Raw genomic sequence first — 24,198 nt, 5'->3', positions numbered from 1 at the left:
GATGATCGAGAGCCTCCAATCCCTCATCGCCCAGACCGGCTCACGCCTGAAGCTCCAATGGCTGACGCCCGAGCCGGTTACGCCGAGGCCCTTGCGTGATGATCATCCTGGGCGTGCGCGCCAGTCACTGATCGGGTCGTTGAACTGCATTCACCCCAACCGACTGCAGGTGATCGGCCATGCCGAGATCCTCTATCTGAACGAACTCGGACGCACCGCCTACACCGAAACCGTCAAGAAACTCTTCACCGATCGTCCGACCGCGGTCATCTTCTCCGACGGGATCGAGCCGGATCCGGGCCTTCGCGAGGCTGCCGTGCAATCCTCGACGCCGCTGTTGGGTTCCGCGCTCGGTGATGAGGAACTGATCAACCATCTGCGTTACTTCCTCACGCACGCCCTCGCCGATCGCCTGACGCTCCACGGCGTCTTCATCGAGGTACTGGGCATGGGAGTGTTGCTGGTCGGCGACCCTGCGGTGGGGAAGAGTGAACTCGCGCTCGACCTGGTCGCACGTGGCCATCGTCTGATCGCCGATGATGCGCCACGCTTCGCACGGATCGCACCCGAGACCTTGGAGGGGACCTGTCCGGAGACCCTCCGGGACTTTCTCGAGGTGCGCGGTCTGGGCGTCCTCAACATCCGCGCGATGTTTGGAGAGGGGGCGGTGGTGCGAAGCAAGACCCTGAACCTCATCATCGATCTCCAGCCACTCGACCATCAGCAACTGCAGAGCATCGACCGGCTCAGCGGCAGCCTCTCGACCTGCACCATCCTGGGCGTCGTGATCCCGCGCATCACCATGCCAGTCGCGCCGGGACGCAATCTGGCGATCCTCGTCGAGGCTGCGGTTCGCCATCAGATCCTGCGCATTCGTGGCTACGACGCCGGGGTCGACTTCGTCGATCGCCAAGCCCGCGCCATCAGTCTCGACCGACCCGACCCACCGAGGTCAATCCGATGAGTGATGCGACCTTCTCTGCCGCGCCCGCTGCCCTGGAGCAACCCGACGCGGACGCGATGCGCCTCGTGATCGTTAGTGGTCTGTCTGGTTCAGGCAAGAGCGTCGCGCTCCATACCCTGGAAGACATCGGTTTCTATTGCATTGACAACCTGCCCTTGTTCCTGCTGGAACATCTCATCCTCGGACTGCGCGCCGGCATCGATGCGGTCTTCGCGAAAACGGCGATTGGAGTCGATGCGCGCACCTGTTCCGATGAGTTGCGGCACGTACCGGCGCTGGTCGAGACCGCGCGCGACCGTGGCATTCGCTGTGATGTGCTCTTTCTCGACGCGCAGACCGAGACCCTGATGAAACGGTTCAGCGAAACCCGACGCAAGCATCCATTGACTGGTCGGGAGCACTCGCTTGCGGAGGCGCTGCGACTCGAACGCACCCTATTGGAACCGATTTCCGATTGTGCGAACATGCGGATCGACACCTCGCTTACCAATGTCCACGAGTTGCGGGATGCCATTCGCAACCGCGTTGCCGAGGGTCTTTCACCGAAGGCATCGATTCTGTTGCAGTCGTTCGGCTTCAAATATGGCGTTCCCCACGACGTCGACTTCGTCTTCGATCTGCGCAGCCTGCCCAACCCGCATTGGCAGCCGGATCTGCAACATCTGACTGGACGGGACCGACCGGTCATGGATTTCCTCGACGCCAGTGACGCGTTTCAACGGATGCGTCGGGATCTCCAAGGCTTCTTCGATCATTGGATCCCACGCTTCGAGACCGACGGTCGCAGCTATCTCACCATCGCCATCGGCTGTACCGGTGGACAACACCGTTCCGTCTACATGGCCGAGTCGCTGCGGCACCACTTCGAAACCAACGGCCATCAGGTCATTGTGCGTCATCGGGAGCTCTCTTGAGCGTTGGACTCTTACTGATTACCCATCAGCCCTTCGGCGGCGATCTCTTGCGGATCGCCACGTCCATCCTTGGGGCCTTGCCACCGGGAATCGCGGCCATGGAGGTCGTGAACGATGTGCCGTGCGATTGCCTGTTGGCCGAGGCGCGGGAACATCTCCGCCACCTCGACACCGGCTCTGGAGTCTTGGTCATGACCGACCTTTTCGGTGCCACCCCGGCGAACGTCGCGGTCACCCTACTCTCGCACGAAGAGCGGGTGCAGGTTCTCGCCGGACTGAATCTGCCGATGCTACTGCGGGCCTGGACCTATTGCTCGAGTGATCTTGACACGGTCACCGAGAAGGCCTTGCAAGGCGGGCGTGACGGGGTACTGCGTTGTCTCCCCCGTGACGCGCCCACCGCACATGAACCCATGGAGTCAGCGTGAGCATGAACGCATCTGGTCAAGCGATCTGGCGCATCGGTTCCCGACCGCTGCTGCCACGGGCTGATCGGCGCCCCTCGCACGATCCGAGCGAGCGCGAATACGGCGCACTGAACGCCAGATGATCACGCAAGAGATCGAGATCCTCAACAAGCTCGGGCTGCATGCCCGAGCGGCCGCGAAACTCGTTCAATGTGCGGCACGGTTCACGAGCCGCGTCGACATCGAACGACGCGGGCAACGTGTCAACGGTAAGAGCATCATGGGGGTCATGATGCTCGCCGCGAGCCAGGGAACCCAGATCCTCGTGGTCGTGGACGGTGCCGACGAGGACGATGCCATGGCGGCGATTGTCAACTTGATCGGCAATCGCTTCGGGGAGGCGGAATGACGACATCGTTCCAGGGCATCGGCATCTCCACCGGCCAATCACTGGCGCTGGGACCGGCCTTCATCGATGGCCGGCGCCGGCGTAACATCGCGCGCGGATGGATCGCGCCCGAGCAGATCCCGACCGAGATCGAGCGACTCGATCAGGCCGTCGCGGCGGCTCACACCGGCCTGCGTGCCATCCGCGAACAGATCCCGCAACACACGCCACTGAATATCGCCGACTTCATCGACACCCATTTGTTGATGTTGGAGGATGTGGCCCTGGTTGATGAAGTCAGGCGCATCGTCTCCGAACAACACTGCACCGCTGAGTGGGCCCTGCAAGTGCAATGCGACACGCTGGTGCGCATCTTCGACGAGATCGACGACCCCTATTTGCGCACCCGCCGCGACGACATTGAGCACGTCGTCGAACAGATCCAGACCTTCTTGCAAGGCTCCTTTCCACTACCCGAGCATGGGACACAGGATCTCGCCGGACATGTGATCGTCGCACGTGACATGGCCCCGGCCGATCTCATCCTCTGGCATCATCGTGGCGCGGTGGCCATCATCAGCGAGTTTGGCGGGCCCATGTCGCACACGGCGATCCTGGCACGCAGCCTGGGTATTCCAGCCGTCATGGGTGTCCATGACATTACCGCCTATCTCCAGCAGGGCGAGTTGCTCCTGATCGATGGCCAGAGCGGAACCATCACCGCGGACGCCGACCCACTGACGCTGCAGGACTTCCGCCGGCGCCTGCAGCACGCGCAGGTTCATCGGATCCGTCTGCGGCAGCTTGTCGGACAACCTTCGGTGACGCGCGACGGCGTGGCCGTCAGCCTCATGGCGAATCTGGAACTCCCCAGCGACATTGCGTTGGCACAAGCGAACGGTGCCTGTGGGGTCGGTCTCTATCGCACCGAATTCCTCTACATGAACCGCCGCGATCTCCCGGATGAGGAGGAACATCTCGCCAGCTATGCCGAGATGATCGTCGGCCTCGGCGGAATCCCGATCACCATTCGCACGCTTGACCTGGGTGTCGACAAACGCGTCGACTCGGTCCCGGCGAGCAGCCCGGCGGGCTCGAATCCAGCGCTGGGTCTGCGCGCGATCCGTCTGTGTCTCAAGGAGCCCGACCTCTTTCGGCCTCAGCTCAGGGCGATCCTGCGCGCCTCCGCGCTCGGCCCAGTGCGCCTGATGCTGCCCTTGGTGTCCAACATCCAAGAGGTTGAAACCGTCATCGCCTTGATCCGCGAACTCAAGGCCCAGCTCGAGAACGAGGGACTGAAATTCGACCCGATGTTACCGGTCGGGGCCATGATCGAAGTCCCAGCGGCCGCACTGATTGCTCGGACCATTGCCCGACGGTTGGATTTCCTCTCCATCGGGACGAACGACCTGATTCAGTACACCCTGGCGATCGATCGGCTCGACGACAGCGTCAACGACCTGTTCGATCCCACCCACCCTGCCATCTTGCGCCTGATCCATATGACGATCGTGGCGGCCCGTGAGATGAACCGCCCCGTCAGTATGTGCGGCGAGATGGCCGGCGATCCGCGCTTTACCCGACTCCTCCTGGGTCTGGGGCTGCGTGAGTTCAGCATGCATCCAGGAGCCATCCTCGATGTCAAGGAGCATGTACTCCAGGCGGATACCCACGACCTCAATCGGCGCTGCACGCACATCCTCTCGCGCATCGATGAGGCCGATCTGGGAGACTTGATCGATCAACTGAACACCCCCTGACGATGCCCATCCGCTCGCCCCCGAGTGAACGCCTCTCCCCTCCGTGCCACCTGACCCGCGTTCCACCAACAACCCGTTCGACCCGCCGAAGACGCCATCCCGCAAGACAGGAACCGCTCGCGGACCATCCCGTCCTACCAAGGGCCGTGTTCCCCCACCGGTTCGCGACCAGGCGGGACGTGACCGCATCAGTCCGCATCACGCCAGCGCGACAGGATCGCTAAGCAGATCCGATTCATGGCCTGCGCCCGTTCTGCACTGTCGGCCTCGGTATATGCACGCAGTTCCGGGGCGTTACCCGAGGGCCGAAGATGCGCGATCTCACCACTGGCGAAGGAGATACGCAGTCCATCGGTCCGGTCGAGACTCGCAACGGCGCCGAAGGCCGCGGCGAAGAGATCCTCGACAGCGGCTCGATCACGCAACGGATCGCCGCTGTCGAGCGCGGCCAGTTGCGATTGTGCCCGAGCGCTCGGAAAGTCCGTGAGTCGGTCACTGTGAGTAAAGCGGGCCGGCAGACCTCGCGCAAGCGCCGAAACCGGTTTGCCCTGCCGCACGGCGGCCTCTAGGATGGCCAGCGCGACCAGGATGGCATCGCGCGTTGGTAGCGCGGGCAGGACCCGCCCCTCGCGCACGAGATCACTGCCCAGCATGAAGCCACCGTTGGCCTCGTAGCCCACCACTGGAGACACCCCGCGCGCAAGCAGATCTTCCATCCCCTCGATCACGAAGGGTGAACCGATGCGCGTGCGCACAACCTGCTCGAAACAACCGCAGCGCTCTACCGCGGTATTGCTGCTGACGGGCGTGACCACCCCACGCGCACCGAGCTGCAGCGCGCACAGCAAGCCGGCGAGATCACCACGCAACCAGGCACCGGTCTCGTCGCTGATCAAGGGGCGGTCGCCATCGCCGTCGGCAGACACCAGGGCATCGAAGTCACCCTGCGCGGCCCAGGACCGAGCCAACGCCATGTCCTCGTGACGGACTGCCTCGGTATCAACGGGGACGAAGACCTCGGAGCGTGCAAGACGGGTCACGCGCGCTCCAAGGCCTTCGAGCACAGCCACGTAAGAGTCGCTTGCCACACTCGAGTGCTCATAGACACCAACCCGCAGCCCATTGAGGCAAGCTGCTGGGAAAAAATCCAGATACCGCCGCTGGTAGTCCCGTTCCGCACGCACATCCAGGCGCGGTAGCACACCCGTCTGATCATGGCGGAAGGCCCCGCTCGCGTCGAAGAGATCCTCATCGAGTGTCATGCGTTGCGCACGAATCCGCGCTTCGTCGCGTTTTAGGATCTCCCCGGTTGGCAGATTGAACTTGATCCCGTTGCGATCATCCGGAATATGGCTCCCGGTGACCATGAGTGTGGGCACCGAGCGCGCCAATCCCCACGCGGCGACCGCTGGGCTCGGAATCAGACCCAGATTGCTGGGCTGGCACCCCTGATCCACCACCGCGCGCGCGCAAGCGGTCATGATCCGCCTGGTGCTCGGCCGTCGATCGCCACCGATCCCGACCGCGCTCGGTGGGGCGAGCAACCCAGCCTCGCGCAGAGCGCACAGAAATCCCGTGGTGTAGGCATAACAGACACGGTCCGTCATCTCTTGCACTAAACCACGCGCCCCGCTCGTGCCAAAGGCCACTCCACTCATCCTCATCAAGTCACCGATCTGCATGAACACTCCTCAGGTTAGGATCTGAGCGACCCAGAACTCACTCCAACAGCCGCCGCCCCTGCCGGCATCCTCAAACCAGCATAATGGCACGCTAGGATGGTGGAGGATACGTACCCCATCCGGGAACCACGACGAAAAGGATCGCAAAGGGGTGTGCCCTGGACTCTCGGATCGGTTACCCTAGCACTGGTCGTCGACTCAGCGTTTGGGTCTGTCTGCCCGGTCCGGCATGTGTGTGATCGCAACCCATGCGGGTTGCGGTCGTGGTTGCGAGGGGACGGGTCGCAAGGCAGCACGGAACGCCTGAATCAGCCAGGACAGGAGAAGCGGGGTACGATGCACGTCAGAGCGACCGTCAGCACGAATCGCGCCCAAAAGACCTGTCACGGTCGACCGCCTTGTCGCGAGGTCAGCGCCCCAAGAGCGTGCCGCGCGACCTGGATCTGCGACGACGTCACCCCGACAGGGGCGGCGCAGATGAGGGGTGATCGGAGCTCCGTGGTGACCTGATGACCAGGCGGCCACGGATCACGCATCCGATGTCTTCACTCCAACCACCATTTCATCACTAAGAGGACGACTTCATGCACGAAACGTCTCGCTTGATTCCGATTGTCTCGGCTGCGACGCTGGCGCTGGTGATCAGCCAGGGTGTGTTCGCCGAGACGGTTACGCCCGAAGCCAGCCCAGCGGAGGCAGCGCCGGCGAGCGAACCCGCCGCGGTCGCCGCACCCGCATCGCCCGCCGATGCGGCAGAGCGTGAGAAACGCTATGAGGAACTTCGCGCCAGTGCCGCCGAGATCGGCCTAGCGCTTCCAGAGACACCACCCTGGCTCGCGGCCCCCGCCATGCCTGAGCCACCCCCGATGCCGGAGCGCTTCGGGATGTCGCCGGAGGATCTTGATGCCATGCGCGAGCAGCGCAGAGCGATGATGGAGAAGATGCGCTCCATGTCACCCGAGGAGCGTCGCGCCATGCGAGAGGCGCACTGGGAACAGATGCGTGCGGATGCCGCCGAACGGGGTATCGAGATGCCGGAGACGCCACCTTGGGTCGAGGCCGAGCAGCGGCGCAAAGCCATGGAAGAACAGCTTGAGCAGTATCGGCAGACCATCGATGCCATGACGGAGGAACAGATCGAGGCCGCGCGCGTGCTGTTCGGCAGCCCACCGCCCATGCCCCAGTTCCCCCCGATGCCCAAGCGCATGCCGCATCAGGGTTACGGTCACGGTCCCTACGGCGGCCATCCAGGCGGAATGCCCTACGGCGGCGATCCGCGCGCGATGGGGTACGGTCCCATGATGCCGTATTACGGAGCGCCGAGCATGCCGCAAGACGCTGAGTAAACGTCACAACGTCACTCACGCAAGCTCGACGGCTTAGGGTTTCGCGCGCGAGCGCGGCCCTAGGCCGTGGGTTGCGGGGTAGACCGTTCCGCAACCGGATCGATCTCGAGCCAGCGATCCAAGATATGATGCACGACCCCGACCCCATGGCGTCGCAGCGACGAGAAGGTCGCGACCTGATTCGCCTCCTGTTCAGCGGTGACGACCCGCTCCACCATCCGTTCCGCTGTCCGTACGGCACCCGATTTGAGTTTGTCGGCCTTCGTCAACAAGGCTAGGATCGGGAGATTCGCACGGCCGCCCCAACGCAGCATGTGTTGGTCGAACTCGGTCAAGGGATGCCGAATGTCCATGACCAGCACCAGCCCAACGAGCGATCGTCGCTGCTCGAGATAGGCCGACATCTGCGTTTGCCAATCACGCTTTAGCGCTTCTGGAACCTTCGCATAACCATAGCCCGGCAAATCGACCAAGCGGCGCGAATCGTCGAGCTGAAAGAACACCATTTGCTGCGTCCTCCCAGGCGTCTTGCTCGTTCTCGCCAAGGCATTCTGGTGGCAAATCGTGTTAATTACACTCGATTTCCCAGCGTTTGAGCGACCCGAGAAGGCCACTTCTCGCCCCTGATCGACTGGACACTGTTCGAGACGGGCAGCCGCGGTTAAGAAGCGTGCGCCCTGATAGATTGGATGCATAATGGAACCCTCGCCGCAACCGGCAATGGCAATGGAGGCGTGGCCGACGCACCATGCGCGCCACTCTGGCAGGCCACGTCACGGACTCTGGGCGACGGTCAGGCGAGACTAGGAACCGAGGTCAACTCCAGCACTTTGCGCTGCAAAACTGCAGATGATCCCAGATGCGGGTCGACCATGATGGCTTGGCGTGTTTCGCGAGGGCCCCCGCAGCCAGGAAGAAGCGACTGTAGTCTTGATCGCTTTGCAGGATGTGGTCGATCAACCAATGACGGAGATGGCGCATCAGCGCCGCATCGACCTCTTCACGCCCCTGATCGAGCCGCTGCTGCAGGTCGACCATGTTGCGAATCAAGCCCTCATGCTGGGTTTTGTGACGTTCGTAGTCGGGGTACCCAAAGATGCGCATCAAGCTTTCTTCGACCGCGAAATGGATCTTCGTATATTCGGCAAGCTCTCCGAGGAGTTCGAGTTGACGTTGTCGTGTTAGACCGTCGGTCACGGATGAGTGCAATTGATTGAGGAGGTCGAGCAACGCACGGTGTTGCGCATCGAGTTCATCGATGCCGACACTCAACGCAAGCGACCAGGTCACGTCATCTCCCACGATGTGCTCCAGTACACCAAATGCGCCATGTGCCAACCTTGTGTGATGAGCTCTGTTTCGTCTCGATCGCCCTCGGGGACCGGACCGATGATGATGGGCGCGCGCAATCGGGCGTCGCGTCCATGTCAGGCTTGCAGCGTCCGGACCCAGTGTCCAGACTGCCCGCCCTCCTTCTCCAGCAGGCAGACCCCGTCGATGATCATGCCACGGTCAGCAGCCTTGCACATGTCATAAATGGTCAAGAGACTCACCTGCACCGCGCAGAGTGCTTCCATTTCGACCCCAGTCGTACCGCGCGTTTCGATAGTAGCCTGACACCGCACCAGAGACGCATCTGGCACCGGCTCAAGATCCAGTGCGACCCGGGTGAGCATCAAAGGATGACAGAGTGGGACCAGCTCACTGGTCCGCTTCGCGGCCATGATCCCCGCGATCCGCGCAACGCCCAAAACGTCTCCCTTTGCATGCCCACCAGAGAGGATCAAATCCAGTGTCGCAGGCGCCATGCGGATCATCCCCACGGCAACGGCGCGGCGCCAGCTCTCGGGCTTGCCACCCACATCGACCATCTGTGCCGCGCCACGTTCATCGAAATGAGTCAGTGTCATCGTTTCCTCATGCGGTCGGTGCTAGCGTGTGACTCAGTCACCGAGAGTACCGAGGCACCGCGCACGGGACGACCTGATGGACCAAATCGGGGACCCGCTCACTCTAGAAGGCCGGCTTCTCGGGGGCCTCTTCGAACATGCGAACACTGTTCATGATTTCCTCGCGAGCCTCCTCGCGTCCACCCCAGCCCATGACCCGCACCCATTTTCCCTCATCGAGATCCTTGTAGTGCTCAAAGAAATGAGCGATCTGATCCAGTAAATGAGGGGGCATGTCGCGGAAGCTCTCGATGCTCCGATAGCCCTTGAACAATTTGTCGATGGGCAATGCCAAGATTTTGGCATCGTCGCCCGACTCATCGGTCATTTTCAGCACCCCGATCGGTCGGCATTTGATGACCGAGCCTGAGATCAATGGGTAGGGGGTCACCACGATCACGTCAACCGGATCACCATCCGCCGAAAGGGTATTGGGCACATAGCCGTAATTACAGGGATAGTGCATCGCGGTCGACATGAAGCGATCCACGAACATGGCGCCAGTTGCCTTATCCATCTCGTACTTGACGGGCTCGGCATGCGACGGGATCTCAATGATGACATTGATCTCGTTCGGGATATTATCGCCACGCGGAACGCGTTTCGGGTCCATAGCTCAACCTCATGAGGTGCGGGTACGATCGCCGAACCAGGCGCGGTCATGATCAATCATGGCCGCTCCAGCGCAGGCGAGAACTGAAAATCATAGCCCGATTGTAGCCCATCACCGGCCGTGAAATCCCAATGATCAGCGTTGCGGTCGTGCCGTCGTGGCGCTGATGCGGCCGCGACGGATTTGCCTCGCGGGGCGCGCACCCACTTGCAACGGCTCTTCGCGAGCCGTTGCGGTGTCGGGGGTGCGGGATCACACCGAGACGTGGACAGTCGGCTCGGTTGGAGCCGCGCGGGAACGGCGCCGCGGCACGTTTCATGCCCCAGCGCACTCGCGCCTGATGGTCAGAGCTCGAAGGCGGGCAGCCGCGTCTCGACCGCAACGTTCTTCAAGGTCACATACTTGGGCATACCCCGCTCATAGGGCGGATAGTCCTCGCCCTGGATCAGTGGAATCAGATACTCCTTGCAGGAGGTCGTGATGCCGAACCCATCCTCGGAGATGAACTCGCGCGGCATGAATTTCTCGACGTTGGCCACTTCGGAGAGCGGCGCTTCGCCAACTTCCCAGCGATAGGGGTCCTGACTCACACGCTTGATCGTCGGCATGACGGCACTGTGCCCGGCGAGCGCGAATTCGACCGCGGCACGCCCCATCGCATAGGCCTGTTCCACATCGGTCTTCGAGGCGAGGTGGCGGGCCGCTCGCTGAAGATAATCGGCAACGGCCCAGTGGAATTTGTAGCCAGTGGCCTCCTTGATCATGTTTGCGACCACCGGGGCCGCCCCGCCGAGTTGTGCATGCCCAAACGCATCCCGGGTGCCTTGTTCGGCCAAGAATCGCCCATCGGGGTATTTCGCGCCTTCTGAGACCACGATGGTGCAATAGCCATGAGCGGCGACCTTCTCCTGCACCGCGGCGAGAAACCGCGCCTGATCGAATTCGATCTCCGGGAAAAGGATCATCACCGGGATCCCATGATCCTCGATCAACCCGCCCGCCGCGGCAATCCAGCCGGCGTGACGCCCCATGACTTCGAGGACGAAGATCTTCGTCGAGGTCTTGGCCATGGAGCGCACGTCGAAAGAGGCCTCCAAGGCGGAGGTTGCGATGTATTTCGCAACGGAGCCAAAGCCTGGACAGTTGTCGGTGATGGGGAGATCGTTGTCGACGGTCTTGGGCACATGCAGGGCCTGGACCGGAAAACCCATGGTTTCCGAGAGTTGGGAGATCTTGTAACAGGTATCGGCCGAGTCACCCCCACCGTTATAAAAGAAGTAACCGATCTCGTGCGCCTTGAAGACCTCGATCAGCCGCTCGTATTCGCGCCGGTTGGCCTCGAGACTCTTCAACTTGTAGCGGCAAGAACCGAAGGCCCCAGCCGGAGTGTAGCGCAGGGCCGCGATATCCTCGGCGGTCTCCAGGCTGGTATCGATGAGATCCTCGGTCAAGGCCCCGATGATCCCGTTGCGCCCCGCGAACACTTTACCGATGCGATCCTGATGCAGTCGTGCGGTCTCGATCACGCCACAGGCCGAGGCGTTGATCACGGCGGTCACGCCACCTGATTGCGCATAGAAGGCATTTTGAGCTGTCATCGTCGTCCCCCTGATCCGAAATAAACAAGTATCACGCTTCGCTGTCACGCTCGGCCAGTTGTTTCACCCACCGCGCAAACGGATGCCGCTCGTCTCCTGGGCCACCGCGCAGCGCCGGCGGCCGTACCCAGACATCCGCGAACACACCGGGTCGCGCGTGCCCATCAGACTCGCGCAAGGACTTGGGCCCAAGACGATTTCGGCCGTTTCGAAGCGTGCGGGCCCGTCGCCCTCTCGTCGCACCCCAACCCGCGGTCATGGCTCCAATGGTCGAGCCAAGGGTGGGAGAGACGCATGCAGCCCTAGGGCACGCTCCATGAACACCTGCTTCAGTGGTTCAATCTTGTCAGTTAGGCTCAGGCCGAGACTGCGTGCCTTGGCCACTGGCGGCGCGACATCCCCGAAAACCCGTTTGATGAGATCCATGGCGGCCAACATGGCCGCATTATCACCTCGCCGGGCACGTTCGTAGCGGCGGAGCGCCCAGAGACCACCGATCTCACGCCCGCGCTGGCCGGCCAGCGCGATCGCCGCGGCGAGCTCCGCGGCATCGAGAAACCCCAGATTCACCCCCTGGCCGGCCAAGGGATGGATCGCATGCGCCGCATCGCCCACCAACGCTAGCCCCGGGCGCACGTACTCCTTTGCATGCTGCGCCCGCAAGGGCACGGCCGCGCGAGAACCTTCGACCACCAGCGACCCCAGCCGCCCCTCGGAGGCATCCGAGAGCGCGTGCGAGAATTCACGGTCGGTCATCGCCAGGAGTTCGCTCGCGCGCTCCTCCGTCGCCGACCAGACCATCGAACAACGCCCATCCGCCAACGGCAACAAGGCCAGTGGCCCGGTCGGAAGGAACCGCTGCCACGCCGTCTCGCGATGCCATTCCAACGGGCGCACATTCGCGACCAGGGCGCGTTGCTCGTAGTCGTGCCCCGTGGTTTCGATGCCAACCAAGTCTCGTACCAGCGAATCGCGACCGTCGGCCGCGACCACCAGGCGCGCCTCCAAGCTCCGCCCATCGCTCAGCAACAGATGCGACTCCCGATCGTGGCGTACCAGATCAGCGATCGTGGCGGGGCAATAGAGCGTCACATCAGGTGCCGTCTCGAGGGCTTCCCACAAGGCCAGTTGGATGACTCGGTTCTCAACGATATGTCCGAGATCAGGCTCCCCGAGCGAGTGGGCATCGAACTCGATCCGGCCACCACCCAACGCGTCCCACACCACCATGGAACGGTAGGGATTCGCCCCGAGTTGACTGACGCGCCCCCAGGCACCCAATCGTTCCAGGATGCGCTGACTGGCCCGGCTGAGCGCCGAGACCCGCAGATCGATCTCGCCCCGCGGCCACTCACGCTGTGGTTCCCGGGCCTCGACGACCGCGATCCGCAGCCCTTGGCCAGCGCACGCACGGGCCAGTGCCGCGCCAACCATCCCGCCGCCAACCACGATCACATCATACGTCAGCCGCGCGTTCACCTCGATCGCACCAGACGCGCACGGAGCATACGCCGCGGGAGTCGAAACATCCGGATTAGACATCGGCCTTCTCCAAGGGGACGCCGCACGCCAGTCGCGGGAGCCGACCACTGACGCCCATGAAGCGCTGGGCCAAACGCCGACGCGCCGGGGGGATCAGGTCGACACCGAGCATCGCCGCACCACGCGCCAGTCGTAGCGGCGGCCAGGGGTTGATGAAGACGCGCGCCAGCAGGTCCGTGAGCCGTGCTGTCGCGAACTGATCACGCCCCCGCCATGCGCGATAGTCTGCGAGGGCCGCCGGACCACCGAGATCAGCACCGGCGCGCGCGCACTGCGTCACCACGCCCGCGAGAGCCGCGACATCGCGCAGTCCTAGGTTGAACCCCTGCCCGGCCACTGGATGGAGCGTATGTGCGGCATTGCCGATGAGGACCACACGCGGCTGCACTGGATTGCGGGTCAGGCGCAGCATGAGCGGGTAGGCGCGGCGCGGCGCGGCCTGCGTGAAGCGTCCGAGTCGGTAACCGAAGCGCTCCTGGAGCGCTTTCAGAAAGGTCTCGTCGGTCAAAGCGAGCAGGCGGTCGGTGTCATCGCGCTGGCACGTCCAAACCACGGAATAGCGTCCTTCGGTCATGGGCAACAGGGCCAGCGGCCCACTCTCGGTGAAGCGCTCGAAGGCCACACCGGGACGGGGCCGGTCGACTGAAACCGTCGTGATGAGTGCGTCTTGGTCGTAACGCGTCTCATCCATTTTGAGATCGAGGCGCTGACGCACCGCCGAATCACCCCCGTCGGCCGCAACGAGCAAGCGCGTCCTCACGGTCAGGGGTCCCGCCGCACCATCGATGTGGAGTTCGACCTGCCCGGGCGTGACCCGATGGTCGAGCAGCCGGGCCGGGGACAGCAGTTCGATCTCGGGAGCATCGGCGAGCTGCACGCCAATGGCCTGTCCGATCACGCGCGCCGGCACGACGTACCCAAGCGACCCGACATCGCCATCGGACTGATTGATCCGGGTGAAGGCGCAATGACCGCGATCCGAGACATGCACCTGTCTAATCGGCTCGGCATCCGGTGCCATGGCTGACCACAACCCGATCGCCTCGAAGATACGCCGGCTTCCCCAGGATAATGCGATCACCCGCTCGTCATAGCTCGGCTGATGCGCGGCACCCGTTGGGACCGCCTCAACAACGAGAACCCGCAGGCCACTCCCCGACAAGGCAGAGGCCAGACTCCCGCCGACCAAACCACCGCCCACGATCGCCAGATCATATTCAAGCATGTTGTTCTTGCCCTCGGGCTCCTCTCGAACCGTTATTCTGTGAGTCCGGAACGCCTTCTGGCACCCGCGCGCGCAATCAGGCCGGTCGCGCCGTCGCCATCAGCGACTCGATGGCGTCCGGATCCTTCGGGACCTCGTGCGAAAGGATCTGGTGACCGGTCTCGGTGATCAGGACATCGTCCTCAATGCGAATGCCGATCTCACGGTATGGCTCTGGAATCGCATCGTCCCGCGCAAGATAGAGCCCAGGCTCGACCGTCAAGACCATCCCCGGCTCGAAGGTTCGCCACTCTTCAGCCACTTTGTAGCGCCCGACGTCGTGCACGTCCATTCCCAACCAGTGACCGGTTCGGTGCATGTAGTAGGGCTTGTGCGCCTCGTCCTTGAGAAGTTGCGCGAGTTCGCCCTTGAGCACGCCGAGCCTGATCAGCCCCTCGGTCAGCACCCTGACCGCCTCATCATGGGGCTCGTTCCAACGCTGGCCGGGCGTTGCCTTCGCGATCGCCGCGCGCTGAGCCTCCAGCACCAGCTCGTAGAGCTGTCGTTGCGGTGGGCTGAAGCGGCCATTGACGGGAAAGGTTCGCGTGATGTCCGAGGCGTACCCTTCCAACTCACAACCCGCATCGATCAAGACCAGGTCGCCGTCACGCAAGGGCGCACAGTTGTCGGTGTAATGGAGCACACAGGCATTGCGTCCCCCACCAACGATCGGCGGATAGGCTTGATGGCGCGCGCCCGCGGTGGCACAGGCATGTTGAAATTCGGCCTCCAGGTCCGCCTCGTTGAGACCGGGTCGGCACATCCGCATCAGCCGGCAATGCGCCGCCGCCGAGATCCCGGCAGCGCGTTGCATCAACTTGATTTCTTGCGCACTCTTGCGCAAGCGCAGTTCATGGAGCACCGATTCGATCGTCACCAAGGTCTCCGGCGCCAGGGCGCCCGTGCGGACATTGGCACGAACCCGATTGATCCAGCCCATCACCCGGGCATCGAACGCTGGGTCCGCCCCAATGGGATAGAAGAGTCGCTCTCGCCCGTCGAGCAGGGTCGGCATCAACTCATCGAGCTCACTCACGGGGTGGGCCGCATCGGCACCGAACAGCGTTCGTGCGCCCTCGACGCCCACGCGACGGCCGTCCCACTGCTCACGTTCAGGATCGCTCGGTCGGCAAAAGAGATGGTATTCCCCCCCCTCATGCTGAGGAGTGATCACCGCCACCGCATCAGGTTCGGGGAAGCCCGTGAGGTAGACAAAATCGCTGTGTTGTCGAAAGGGATAATGGACATCGCGATTGCGCACCACCTCCCGTGCCGCGGGAATCACGGCAATGCCACGCGGTCCGATCGCTCGCGCTAGCGCACGACGCCGCCGTTTGAATTCGGTCCGCGTCATGGCGGGGATGCGTCAGTGTTGACGGCGACCTGCTCCTGATGGATCAGCATGGCCGCAACGCGAATGAATTCCGTCACCTCGGTCAATGCCTCCTCATGCTGTTCGTCCTCGATGAGTTGATCGAGATCCATGCGTGTGATCTCAGCGAAATCATGCAGGACCTCCCGGATCACCGGCGAGGTCGTGGTTCCCTTCTCCTCGAGCAACGCCCAACCGAAGAGAAAGCCTCTCGTCCAGTCATAGAGCGCGGATGCCCGTTCGGCAAGGGGCCGATCCTCGCCCACTGTATAGAGTGTGAGACCGAGGTCGGGTTCTTCAAACGCAGCCCGGACCTCCCGCGCGACCTCGGCTAAGGTCGCCTGCTTCTCGGCGGCAAGCAGATCACGATCAGGGACACGCGCGATCAGCAACCCCGTCCAGGTGACCTCGGGCTCGAGGTCACCACCACAGAAGAGCGCACAGAGAATGCCGTGCGCTTCACTGGGCGTTGGACAGAGCTCGGACTCGCTCAATGCGCGGGCAAAACGTTCAGGGTCGATTCTGGTCATGGTCTCCACACGGCACCGCGACCCGCTCGCGCGGGCTTTGGGCTCTGATCCGAACACGTTATTGCGGAATGCGCGGACCTTGCCCGATCGTGGTTGGCGCGAGCAGGCGACCACCAAAACACGTGGGTTGACCAGGACAGCTCGCTGGCCCCTCGTCAACACCCGTCAGGCCCGTCTAGGGAGCGCTTTCAGCGAAATTTGAGGCACCATCCCAGTGCCCCGAGTGCGCTCGGAAAGCGGACTTGTCCACCGCATATCGCGTCCGATCATAGCATGCACATCCTCGCGATTGACCGTCCCTCGCACGCCTTCTATAGTGCGCGGAACCTTATCGGAGTCAGAAAATTTTGGCTATTTTTGATCTTGCCCAATTGGAACAGCAGGTGGACGACTTGATCCGCATCAATGAGCGCCTGCGTGAAGAAAACCGATCGCTCCGGACTCGTCAGGACATCCTCGTCGCCGAGCGCGGTGAGTTGATCGAAAAGACTGAACAGGCACGTAGCCGTGTCGAGGCCATGCTTTCAAGACTGCGTGCCATGGAGGAGAGCCTGTGAGCGAAGAGCCAATTCAAGTCAGCATCAGAATCCTCGACAAGGACTACCGCATCGCCTGCGAGCCCCGCGAACAAGAGGGTCTGCGCGAGTCGGCCCGCTTACTCGACGGGAAGATGCGCGAAATTCGCAAGACCGGCCGGGTGATCGGCAGTGATCGCATCGCTGTGATGGCCGCCCTGAATATCGCGCACGAGCTCTACCAGTTCCAGCGGTTGCGCGGGGGAGATCCAACCGAGAACGAACAACGCCTTGCCCGACTCCAGGACCGGATCGTCGACGCGCTTGCAACCAATCAAGCCCTGGACGCGCAGAACGAAAGGGTATAGCCTAGGTTCTAGACACCCCCTGTCGTGTTCGAGTGTGGCCTGGGTATTTTCTTGAGCCTAATGACTACCCTGGGGTCGCAGAAGCGAGGCGGTTGTGCATGTCCGTCACCGAGCGGGAAGCCTGAAGCCTTGTCGAGTGTCCCCACTTGAACCTCCTGGTTCAAGAACAAAAGGCCTTAAACGGCACATATGGGGGGTGTCCCTCCTTTACTCGAAGCATGTCTCATCTCGCACCGCTGCGCACAGCACTGCGACGCGCCCGCCGCGCCTTGTCACGCGACGATCAGCGTGCACATGCCAGACAGCTGACCCGCACCCTACAGCGCCATTACCCCTTCGTCCGTGCGCGTCGGATTGCGGCCTACTGGCCCTGTGACGGTGAACTCGACGTACGGCCACTGATGCGGCGCGCGCAACAGCGCGGGCAGTCTCTTTATCTTCCCGTGCTCGCGCGCGGCCTCGGCAGTCGGCGAACCCCGCTGCTGTTTGCGCCGTATCGACCCGGCATGCCAATGCGCCCCAACCGCTTCGGGATCCTAGAACCGGCCGTTGACCGCCGCCATCGACAACGCGCACGTGATCTCGATATCCTCCTGATGCCATTGGTTGGCTTCGACGGTGCGGGAAATCGGCTCGGCATGGGCGGTGGCTACTATGACCGCACCCTCGCACGGCTCAATCAACGCCGGCTCTGGCGCCGCCCTCGCTTGATCGGCATTGCCCACGAGTGCCAGCGTGTTCCCCAACTCGACGCACGCCCCTGGGATGTCCGGCTCGATCTGGTGGCAACCGAGAGGTGCCTTGAGATCCCCGACAGACGCAGTTGAGCGGGCACCACCATGGCCTGTCTCACGGGTTCTGAAAGACCCACGACACACCATGACCATCGGTCAGCGGCCGCCACCGCGGGTGAGACACCGCAAGTCCCGGGCTGCGCGCCACCACCTCGAATGACTGGATCCGCACGCCAATCAGCCTTGGAGCCGCGGGGTCAGCGCGGGTTGGCCCGGGATCCCGCGAACAGACGGTAGGCGGGGTTTTCGGTCTCATCCTGATAGCGATAGCCCAATCCATCAAGCGCCTCACGAAATGCGGTGGCCTCGGTCGCAGGCACCTGCGCACCCATCAAGACCCGCCCATAGGCCGCACCATGATTGCGGTAATGAAACAAGGTGATATTCCAACGCTTGCCCAACGCGGAGAGAAAGTCGAGCAGCGCGCCAGGGCGTTCTGGGAATTCGAACCGCACCAGTGTCTCGGTGTCGAGTTCATCGGCATGGCCGCCCACCATATGGCGGATGTGGAGCTTGGCCATTTCATTCTCGGTCATGTCGAGAACCCCGAGTCCCTTCTCGACGAGCCGCTCGATCAACTCTTCACGCTCCTCGTCGCCGCGTGTCAGCTCGATACCAACAAAGACCTGGGCACGCTGCGCATTGCTGTAGCGATAATTGAATTCGGTGATCTGGCGTCGCCCAAGCACGCGACAGAAGGCGAGGAAGCTACCCGGCCGCTCCGGAATCTCCACCGCGAGTAGGGCCTCACGCCGCTCACCGAGCTCCGCTCGCTCGGCGATGTGACGGAGCCGATCGAAGTTGACATTGGCACCGCTCTCGATCGCGACCAAATGCCGACCTTGAATCTGCCTCATGGCCACATAGCGCTTCAACCCGGCCACAGCCAGAGCGCCAGCCGGTTCCGCGATGCCGCGCGTGTCATCGAAGATGTCCTTCACCGCGGCACAGATCTCGTCGGCGCTCACCAGAATGACTTCGTCGACCCGCTCGCGCGCAACCCGAAAGGTCTCTTCACCGATCAACTTCACCGCGACACCGTCGGCGAAGAGGCCAACACGATCGAGTTCAACGCGACGCCCTGCCGCCAGGGCATGGTGAAGGGTTGGAGCATCCTCCGGCTCCACCCCGATGATGCGGACACTGGGTTGCAACCATTTCACATAGGCCGCGATCCCCGCGATCAGCCCACCGCCACCCACTGGCACAAAGATGGCGTATGGCGGCTCGGGATGCTGACGCAGGATCTCCATCCCGATGGTTCCCTGGCCAGCGATGACGTCTGGATCATCGAAGGGATGCAAGAAGGTCAGGCCCTTCTCCCGCACCAGGGTCATGGCGTGGGTGAAGGCATCATCATAGGAATCACCATGCAAAACCGCTTTCCCGCCGAAGCCCCGCACCGAGCGCACCTTGATCCCGGGGGTCGTGCGTGGCATCACGATCGTGGCGGAAATCCCAAGTTTCGCGGCACCAAGTGCCACACCCTGCGCATGATTCCCGGCACTCGCGGCAATCACACCCCGCGCCCGGATCTTGGGGTCCAGATTGATCAACTTGTTGTAAGCGCCTCGGAGCTTGAAGGAAAAGACCGGTTGAAGATCCTCACGCTTGAGAAAGACCTCGTTGTGCAGGCGCGAGGAGAGCTGTGGCGCATGCGAGAGGGGGGTCTCACGCGCGACGTCATACACACGCGCGCGCAAGATCCGTTCGATGTAGGCGTCTGGCATGGCTCTCTCTGGACTCGCAGGGCTCTGCTATGATGAACGGCTGATTTGAAAGAAGGGCTGTCCTGGCAGGGTCGCCAAACCCCGGGATCTCGTCATTGGACATCACCCGAGAACGCCTTGGGTGTCATCCATCCAGTCAATGGCCCCCCATCCCCGCTTCGCAATCAATCGAGCCAACCGCTCGCTGGAGGACCGCATGAACAACCAAGACGCAATGAAACAACAGGCCGCGGAGGCTGCGCTCACCTATGCCGAGGGCGGCGTCATCGGGGTCGGGACCGGCTCGACCGTCAATCACTTCATCGACGCGCTGGCCCGGATCAAGGGCCGCATTGAGGGCGCCGTCTCCAGCTCCGAGGCCTCCACCAAACGACTTGAAGGACATGGGATCAGGGTGTTCGATCTCAACGCGGTGGGGGAGCTGTCACTCTACGTCGATGGGGCCGACGAAGCCAATCATGCCTTGCAACTCATCAAGGGCGGTGGTGGTGCCTTGACCCGCGAGAAGATCGTGGCCGCGGCGAGTCGTCAGTTCGTTTGTATCGCTGACCAGAGCAAGCTCGTCGATGTCCTAGGCGCCTTTCCACTCCCCGTCGAGGTCATCCCCATGGCGCGCAGCCATGTGGCGCGTCAACTCGTCAAGCTCGGCGGCACCCCCGTCTGGCGCGAAGGCGTCATCACCGACAACGGAAACCTCATTCTTGATGTGCAGAATCTCGATCTCATCGACCCCGTCACACTCGAGCAGGCCATCAACAACATCGCCGGCGTGGTAACGGTTGGCATTTTCGCGCTGCGTCCCGCGGACCTCCTCATCCTTGGCACAGCGGACGGCCCCAAAACGCTTCATCCCGCATGACAGAGATCGCGAGCGGGCAGGCGCGATAGCCAACCAAGACGTTCTCACACACCCCGTCTCACGGACAAAAAAAACGGGGCCCGAAGGCCCCGTCCAGCATCCTCAAGTCCAGCTCGGCTCGAACCTTAGAAGCTGTGCATCATCCCTAAGGAGAAGCCGTTCCACTCGGAAGCCGAGATCACGTTCTTGGCATCGTTCGACACGTCGGTGTAGAGGGCATACACCTTGGTGCGCTTGCTGAAGTTGTGATCGAAACCAACGGCCCAGGTGTCAACCTTGTAGTTGCGAAGCGTATTTTCATTGTTGAACGCCAAGGCGCCACCATCTCTCGCGGCAACCTCGCTGCCGTAGAAGAAGTTTCCACCGGCGGAGTAGTCGGCCTGGCCATACATCGCCTTGACCATGTTGTTACCAAAGGCATAACCGGCTTGGATCTGCCAGAGTTCGGCCTTACCGGCAGCGCCACCGGCGAAGGGCTGGTTGAACAGGAAGCTATTGGCGGCATCCGTCGGATCAATGACACCGGAATACTTATCGGTGAAGGGTTCGCCGTCACGGTTCTCGTAGATACCGGTCAAGGTGAAGCCGTTCCAATCGAGCAGACCAAGACCGAAGCGCCAAGCGGTCGCATCACTGCTTTGGAAGTCACAGCTCACGCCGTAGATCGCATTGGGGTCACGCACGTCGCGCGGCGGGAACTCGACCGGGCAGTTGCTTCCGAAAACACTCTGAGTTTGGGTGTTGAAATGCTGGTTGCCAAGGGACTCATAGGCAGCGGACGCGTAGAAGGGACCGTTGCTGTAGATACCCGCGAGCGAGTAGGCGCCAGCCAGGCTGTTCTCATTCAGGTTCAAACCCTGACCACCACCAGTTGCGCCACCGGCCGGGACGATTGCACCGGAGAACTGGAAGCCAGCGAGACTCGGGCTGATGTAGGCCAGTACGTTGTCGGCACGCAGATCACGGAAGCCGACGGTGCCATTGTAGTCGGCCATGGTGTCGGAGAAGAGATCCAGCCTGCCGGTGGAGATCTTCAAGGGCGTGTCATGACGACCCACCAAGAAGGTGCCCCACTCACCCGCGAGACCCACGAAGGTGTTCCGGTAGGAGATGGTGTCGTTGTTATTCAGGACGTTGTTGTTGGTGTCGTCCAGGTTGATGCCCAGCTCGACCTGGTAGATCGCCTTCAGGCCGTTGCCCAAGTCTTCCGAGCCCTTCACACCGATTCGGTTGGAACGGTTCACGCCGGGGATATAGCCATTACTGGACATGCCCCAACCGTCGAAATCGACGCCGTTGGTGAGCTGTACCAGGGTCGGGTTGCCATTATCGTCAAGGATCACCTCGCCTTGATCGTTGCGGGCAAAACCGTAGGTCGGAAGGATGACGTTCTTGACTTCGGCGTAGTCAAGAGAAACGTTCAAGCGCCCGTAGAGGACCGCTTCGGCCATCGCGACGCTCGGAGCAACCATCGCGCCGGCGATTGCCAGGCTGAGGAGCTTCTTGTTCATGCTGTTCTCCGCTGTTGTGAATTTGTCAGTCAGACTGCAGAAACCAAACGCAATCCTGCTTTGCGAGTCAAACTATAGTGCACGGAAGAGTGTTTTGCAACAGCGTGAGGCAAAAAAAGACACAGATGAGTGACCTGTTGCTTTTTTACATCGAATCGGTTCAGGAGCGACCACGGACCCGCTCGACGGCGTCTTCGTTCAAGGCACTGCGGGGGCGGCCATGTGGCAGATCGGCAATCGAGGCTATCGAAGGAGAGACCTGGACGATGCGCGCCGGGTGAGGGTCGAGAACAATCGGACGGCTGAGCAGGTTCCGATCCGTTTTCGCAACCCCGAGCCGCCCGGTGCGTCGCCACCGCACCCGGCAAGGGCCGGGCTCGATCGACGAGGAGGCCATGGGCTGGCAAGATGTTGCGTATAACATACAGTCAGTCCGACTGACCCCGCGACACGCCGCCCCCGATACGGAGGATCAGGATCTCATGCGCTCTCGGCGATCCGCTTAAGGCTGCCCGAGCTGGCGTTTCACCAACGAAACGGATTAGTTTTACGCACATCTCGAGAACGCGCGCGACCCTGTGACCGCGATTCTGATGGATCGCCTGATTGGGGAAGATGAAGGAATCGCACGAACGAAAGCGCGTGACACGCATGAATCCGAAAGTGCTGAAGTATGAGGAGGTGATCCGTCTTGGAAAGGCGCATTCGCATCGATCCAGGGACGCAGTGCTTTGCGCGGATCGAATAGCGCTCAGGTCAGGCAGTACGAGCCACCTGATGATGGGCAGCAAGTGGCTGGGGGACTAGGATTCGAACCTAGGTTGACGGAGTCAGAGTCCGCTGTCCTACCACTAGACGATCCCCCAGAAGCGTTGGATCTTGACTGTCGCCCTAGTCTATGAGGAGCCAAGCCAAACTTGCGGCATCGCATCACGGCCAGGATCGACAGGGGCATGGGCGAGGCCAGCGATCAACTGACCAAGCCGATACCACATCGGGTTAGCGCTTGGAGAACTGAGGCCGTTTCCGCGCCTTGTGCAGCCCGACTTTCTTCCGTTCGACCTCGCGTGCGTCACGAGTTAGAAAACCGGCTCGCCGCATCGGGGAGCGCAGATTCTCATCGAACTTCACGAGGGCGCGAGCGATGCCATGACGAATCGCACCAGCTTGACCGGTATTCCCACCACCATTCACGGTGACCGTGACATCGACACGATCGAGCAGACCGGCGGTTTCAAGGGGTTGGCGAACGACCATACGAGCCGTTTCACGCCCAAAAAACTCATCGAGTGGGCGGTGGTTGACCGTGATTTGCCCCGAGCCGAGCGTTAAGAAGACGCGGGCGGCAGAGGTCTTACGACGACCGGTGGCGAGAAGTCTTTCCGACATGCGATTGATTCCTAAACGTTGAGATCCAGGGTCTGCGGCTGTTGCGCCTGATGGCCGTGTTCAGGGCCGGCGTAGACGCGCAGCTTCCGGAACATGGCGCGGCCGAGCGGACCACGTGGCAACATCCCTTTAACAGCGATCTCGATAGCCCGCTCCGGCTTGGTCTGGAGCATCTTTTCAAGACTCGTCGACCTGAGATTCCCAACATAACCAGTATGTCGGTAATACATCTTGTCCTGACGTTTGTTGCCGGTCACGCGAACCTTCCCAGCGTTCACGACGATCATGTAATCCCCGGTATCAACGTGGGGAGTGTACTGCGGCTTGTGCTTGCCACGGAGCCGAAGCGCCAGCTCACTGGCGAGACGACCGAGGGTCTTGCCATCGGCATCGACTACATACCAGGCGCGGCGCACCTCCGCGGGTTTCGCACTCACTGTCGTCGTCATTGTCCTTCGCTCCGGGGTGATCTCGACGCTGCGGCTTACCCCGCCGACACCTCGAGAGTGAGTGACGACACGGGGAAGTCGATGCAAGAATGCCAGCGACTGAGATCGTGAACTGATTTGGAAAGACCGCGAAGTTTACGTGACACCGAGACACCACGCAAGCCCAGCGACTTGGCCGAGGATGCGCACCCCGCACTCATCTGAATCATGGGGGTGGGCCTAGGGTCGAACCAGTACTCCGTCGCGAGGATGCC

24 protein-coding genes, 1 tRNA gene and 1 other RNA gene are annotated in these 24,198 nt (G+C 62.1%); 11 read left to right on the top strand and 15 right to left on the bottom strand.

What is annotated here, in order from left to right:
• The first annotated feature begins 1 nt into the window (after position 1).
• The 5 genes from hprK (at position 2) to ptsP (ending at position 4,433) form a co-directional block, all read left to right on the top strand.
• Positions 2 to 964, top strand: a complete 963-nt coding sequence (gene hprK, locus CKO25_RS02235) for an HPr(Ser) kinase/phosphatase (RefSeq protein WP_200386254.1) — start codon at positions 2 to 4, stop codon at positions 962 to 964.
• Positions 965 to 1,020: 56 nt separating this feature from the next.
• The gene (gene rapZ, locus CKO25_RS02230; RefSeq protein ID WP_200386347.1) at positions 1,021 to 1,878 is read left to right on the top strand and encodes an RNase adapter RapZ; all 858 of its coding nucleotides are present in this window, start codon (positions 1,021 to 1,023) and stop codon (positions 1,876 to 1,878) included.
• On the top strand, positions 1,875 to 2,306 hold the full coding sequence (locus CKO25_RS02225) for a PTS sugar transporter subunit IIA (RefSeq protein WP_200386253.1): 432 nt from the start codon (positions 1,875 to 1,877) through the stop codon (positions 2,304 to 2,306). Before rapZ ends, CKO25_RS02225 begins: the two co-directional genes overlap by 4 nt.
• A gap of 118 nt (positions 2,307 to 2,424) precedes the next feature.
• Positions 2,425 to 2,694 (top strand): HPr family phosphocarrier protein, encoded by a 270-nt coding sequence (locus CKO25_RS02220; protein WP_200386252.1) that lies wholly within the window; start codon positions 2,425 to 2,427, stop codon positions 2,692 to 2,694.
• Positions 2,691 to 4,433, top strand: coding sequence for a phosphoenolpyruvate--protein phosphotransferase (gene ptsP, locus CKO25_RS02215; protein ID WP_200386251.1), 1,743 nt, complete (start codon positions 2,691 to 2,693; stop codon positions 4,431 to 4,433). The genes CKO25_RS02220 and ptsP overlap by 4 nt, the downstream gene beginning before the upstream one ends.
• Positions 4,434 to 4,621: 188 nt before the next feature.
• On the opposite strand, the gene CKO25_RS02210 is transcribed toward ptsP, so the two are convergent.
• On the bottom strand, positions 4,622 to 6,115 hold the full coding sequence (locus tag CKO25_RS02210) for a phosphomannomutase (protein WP_200386250.1): 1,494 nt from the start codon (positions 6,113 to 6,115) through the stop codon (positions 4,622 to 4,624).
• A 584-nt stretch (positions 6,116 to 6,699) separates the two neighbouring features.
• Here CKO25_RS02210 and CKO25_RS02205 point away from each other — a divergent pair.
• Entirely contained in the window at positions 6,700 to 7,461 is a 762-nt protein-coding gene (locus tag CKO25_RS02205) for a hypothetical protein (protein ID WP_200386249.1), read from the top strand.
• A gap of 59 nt (positions 7,462 to 7,520) precedes the next feature.
• Here the strand turns inward: CKO25_RS02205 and yihA are convergent, their stop codons facing one another.
• From yihA to CKO25_RS02160, 9 genes are all read right to left on the bottom strand, one after another.
• Positions 7,521 to 8,156: a ribosome biogenesis GTP-binding protein YihA/YsxC gene (gene yihA / locus CKO25_RS02200; RefSeq protein ID WP_200386248.1), complete on the bottom strand. Its 636-nt coding sequence runs from the start codon at positions 8,154 to 8,156 to the stop codon at positions 7,521 to 7,523.
• A gap of 121 nt (positions 8,157 to 8,277) precedes the next feature.
• Positions 8,278 to 8,763 carry a bacteriohemerythrin gene (locus CKO25_RS02195; RefSeq protein ID WP_200386247.1) on the bottom strand — a complete coding sequence of 162 codons (486 nt, stop codon included), beginning with the start codon at positions 8,761 to 8,763 and terminating at the stop codon, positions 8,278 to 8,280.
• A gap of 125 nt (positions 8,764 to 8,888) precedes the next feature.
• Positions 8,889 to 9,371, bottom strand: coding sequence for a cyclic pyranopterin monophosphate synthase MoaC (gene moaC / locus CKO25_RS02190; RefSeq protein WP_200386246.1), 483 nt, complete (start codon positions 9,369 to 9,371; stop codon positions 8,889 to 8,891).
• 103 nt (positions 9,372 to 9,474) lie between these two features.
• Positions 9,475 to 10,023 carry an inorganic diphosphatase gene (gene ppa / locus CKO25_RS02185; RefSeq protein ID WP_200386245.1) on the bottom strand — a complete coding sequence of 183 codons (549 nt, stop codon included), beginning with the start codon at positions 10,021 to 10,023 and terminating at the stop codon, positions 9,475 to 9,477.
• Between the two features lie 344 nt (positions 10,024 to 10,367).
• Positions 10,368 to 11,621, bottom strand: a complete 1,254-nt coding sequence (locus CKO25_RS02180; RefSeq protein ID WP_200386243.1) for a 6-phosphofructokinase — start codon at positions 11,619 to 11,621, stop codon at positions 10,368 to 10,370.
• 255 nt (positions 11,622 to 11,876) lie between these two features.
• Complete coding sequence (locus CKO25_RS02175; protein WP_200386242.1) at positions 11,877 to 13,163, bottom strand: UbiH/UbiF/VisC/COQ6 family ubiquinone biosynthesis hydroxylase; 1,287 nt, start codon at positions 13,161 to 13,163, stop codon at positions 11,877 to 11,879.
• Positions 13,156 to 14,388 (bottom strand): 2-octaprenyl-6-methoxyphenyl hydroxylase, encoded by a 1,233-nt coding sequence (gene ubiH / locus CKO25_RS02170; protein WP_200386241.1) that lies wholly within the window; start codon positions 14,386 to 14,388, stop codon positions 13,156 to 13,158. The genes CKO25_RS02175 and ubiH overlap by 8 nt, the downstream gene beginning before the upstream one ends.
• A gap of 76 nt (positions 14,389 to 14,464) precedes the next feature.
• The gene (gene pepP, locus CKO25_RS02165; protein WP_200386240.1) at positions 14,465 to 15,781 is read right to left on the bottom strand and encodes a Xaa-Pro aminopeptidase; all 1,317 of its coding nucleotides are present in this window, start codon (positions 15,779 to 15,781) and stop codon (positions 14,465 to 14,467) included.
• On the bottom strand, positions 15,778 to 16,329 hold the full coding sequence (locus tag CKO25_RS02160) for a UPF0149 family protein (RefSeq protein WP_200386238.1): 552 nt from the start codon (positions 16,327 to 16,329) through the stop codon (positions 15,778 to 15,780). The genes pepP and CKO25_RS02160 overlap by 4 nt, the downstream gene beginning before the upstream one ends.
• Before the next feature lie 347 nt (positions 16,330 to 16,676).
• Between CKO25_RS02160 and CKO25_RS02155 the strand changes: the two genes are divergently transcribed.
• The 4 genes from CKO25_RS02155 to CKO25_RS02140 all read left to right on the top strand — a co-directional run bounded on the left by CKO25_RS02155 (position 16,677) and on the right by CKO25_RS02140 (position 18,039).
• On the top strand, positions 16,677 to 16,886 hold the full coding sequence (locus tag CKO25_RS02155) for a TIGR02449 family protein (protein WP_200386236.1): 210 nt from the start codon (positions 16,677 to 16,679) through the stop codon (positions 16,884 to 16,886).
• Positions 16,883 to 17,212 (top strand): cell division protein ZapA, encoded by a 330-nt coding sequence (locus CKO25_RS02150; protein ID WP_200386234.1) that lies wholly within the window; start codon positions 16,883 to 16,885, stop codon positions 17,210 to 17,212. The genes CKO25_RS02155 and CKO25_RS02150 overlap by 4 nt, the downstream gene beginning before the upstream one ends.
• A 13-nt stretch (positions 17,213 to 17,225) precedes the next feature.
• Positions 17,226 to 17,412, top strand: a non-coding RNA gene (gene ssrS / locus CKO25_RS02145) — 6S RNA.
• Positions 17,413 to 17,430: 18 nt separating this feature from the next.
• Positions 17,431 to 18,039, top strand: a complete 609-nt coding sequence (locus tag CKO25_RS02140) for a 5-formyltetrahydrofolate cyclo-ligase (RefSeq protein ID WP_200386233.1) — start codon at positions 17,431 to 17,433, stop codon at positions 18,037 to 18,039.
• A 164-nt stretch (positions 18,040 to 18,203) separates the two neighbouring features.
• On the opposite strand, the gene ilvA is transcribed toward CKO25_RS02140, so the two are convergent.
• Positions 18,204 to 19,736 (bottom strand): threonine ammonia-lyase, biosynthetic, encoded by a 1,533-nt coding sequence (ilvA, locus tag CKO25_RS02135; RefSeq protein ID WP_200386231.1) that lies wholly within the window; start codon positions 19,734 to 19,736, stop codon positions 18,204 to 18,206.
• A 196-nt stretch (positions 19,737 to 19,932) separates the two neighbouring features.
• On the opposite strand from ilvA, the gene rpiA reads away from it, so the two are divergent.
• The gene (rpiA, locus tag CKO25_RS02130) at positions 19,933 to 20,595 is read left to right on the top strand and encodes a ribose-5-phosphate isomerase RpiA (RefSeq protein WP_200386229.1); all 663 of its coding nucleotides are present in this window, start codon (positions 19,933 to 19,935) and stop codon (positions 20,593 to 20,595) included.
• A 125-nt stretch (positions 20,596 to 20,720) separates the two neighbouring features.
• On the opposite strand, the gene CKO25_RS02125 is transcribed toward rpiA, so the two are convergent.
• The 4 genes from CKO25_RS02125 to rplM all read right to left on the bottom strand — a co-directional run bounded on the left by CKO25_RS02125 (position 20,721) and on the right by rplM (position 23,944).
• Positions 20,721 to 22,106, bottom strand: a complete 1,386-nt coding sequence (locus CKO25_RS02125) for a porin (protein ID WP_200386228.1) — start codon at positions 22,104 to 22,106, stop codon at positions 20,721 to 20,723.
• A gap of 792 nt (positions 22,107 to 22,898) precedes the next feature.
• Positions 22,899 to 22,972 (bottom strand) — tRNA-Gln (locus CKO25_RS02120).
• Between the two features lie 133 nt (positions 22,973 to 23,105).
• Positions 23,106 to 23,495, bottom strand: coding sequence for a 30S ribosomal protein S9 (rpsI, locus tag CKO25_RS02115; protein WP_200386227.1), 390 nt, complete (start codon positions 23,493 to 23,495; stop codon positions 23,106 to 23,108).
• A gap of 11 nt (positions 23,496 to 23,506) precedes the next feature.
• Positions 23,507 to 23,944 carry a 50S ribosomal protein L13 gene (gene rplM / locus CKO25_RS02110; RefSeq protein WP_200386225.1) on the bottom strand — a complete coding sequence of 146 codons (438 nt, stop codon included), beginning with the start codon at positions 23,942 to 23,944 and terminating at the stop codon, positions 23,507 to 23,509.
• Positions 23,945 to 24,198: the final 254 nt, after the last annotated feature.

It is taken from the genome of Thiocapsa imhoffii, assembly GCF_016583985.1.
GTDB classification, from domain to species: Bacteria; Pseudomonadota; Gammaproteobacteria; order Chromatiales; family Chromatiaceae; genus Thiocapsa; species Thiocapsa imhoffii.
The sequence above is the reverse complement of the archived record's forward strand: the minus strand, read 5'-3'. Positions and strand labels throughout refer to the sequence as shown.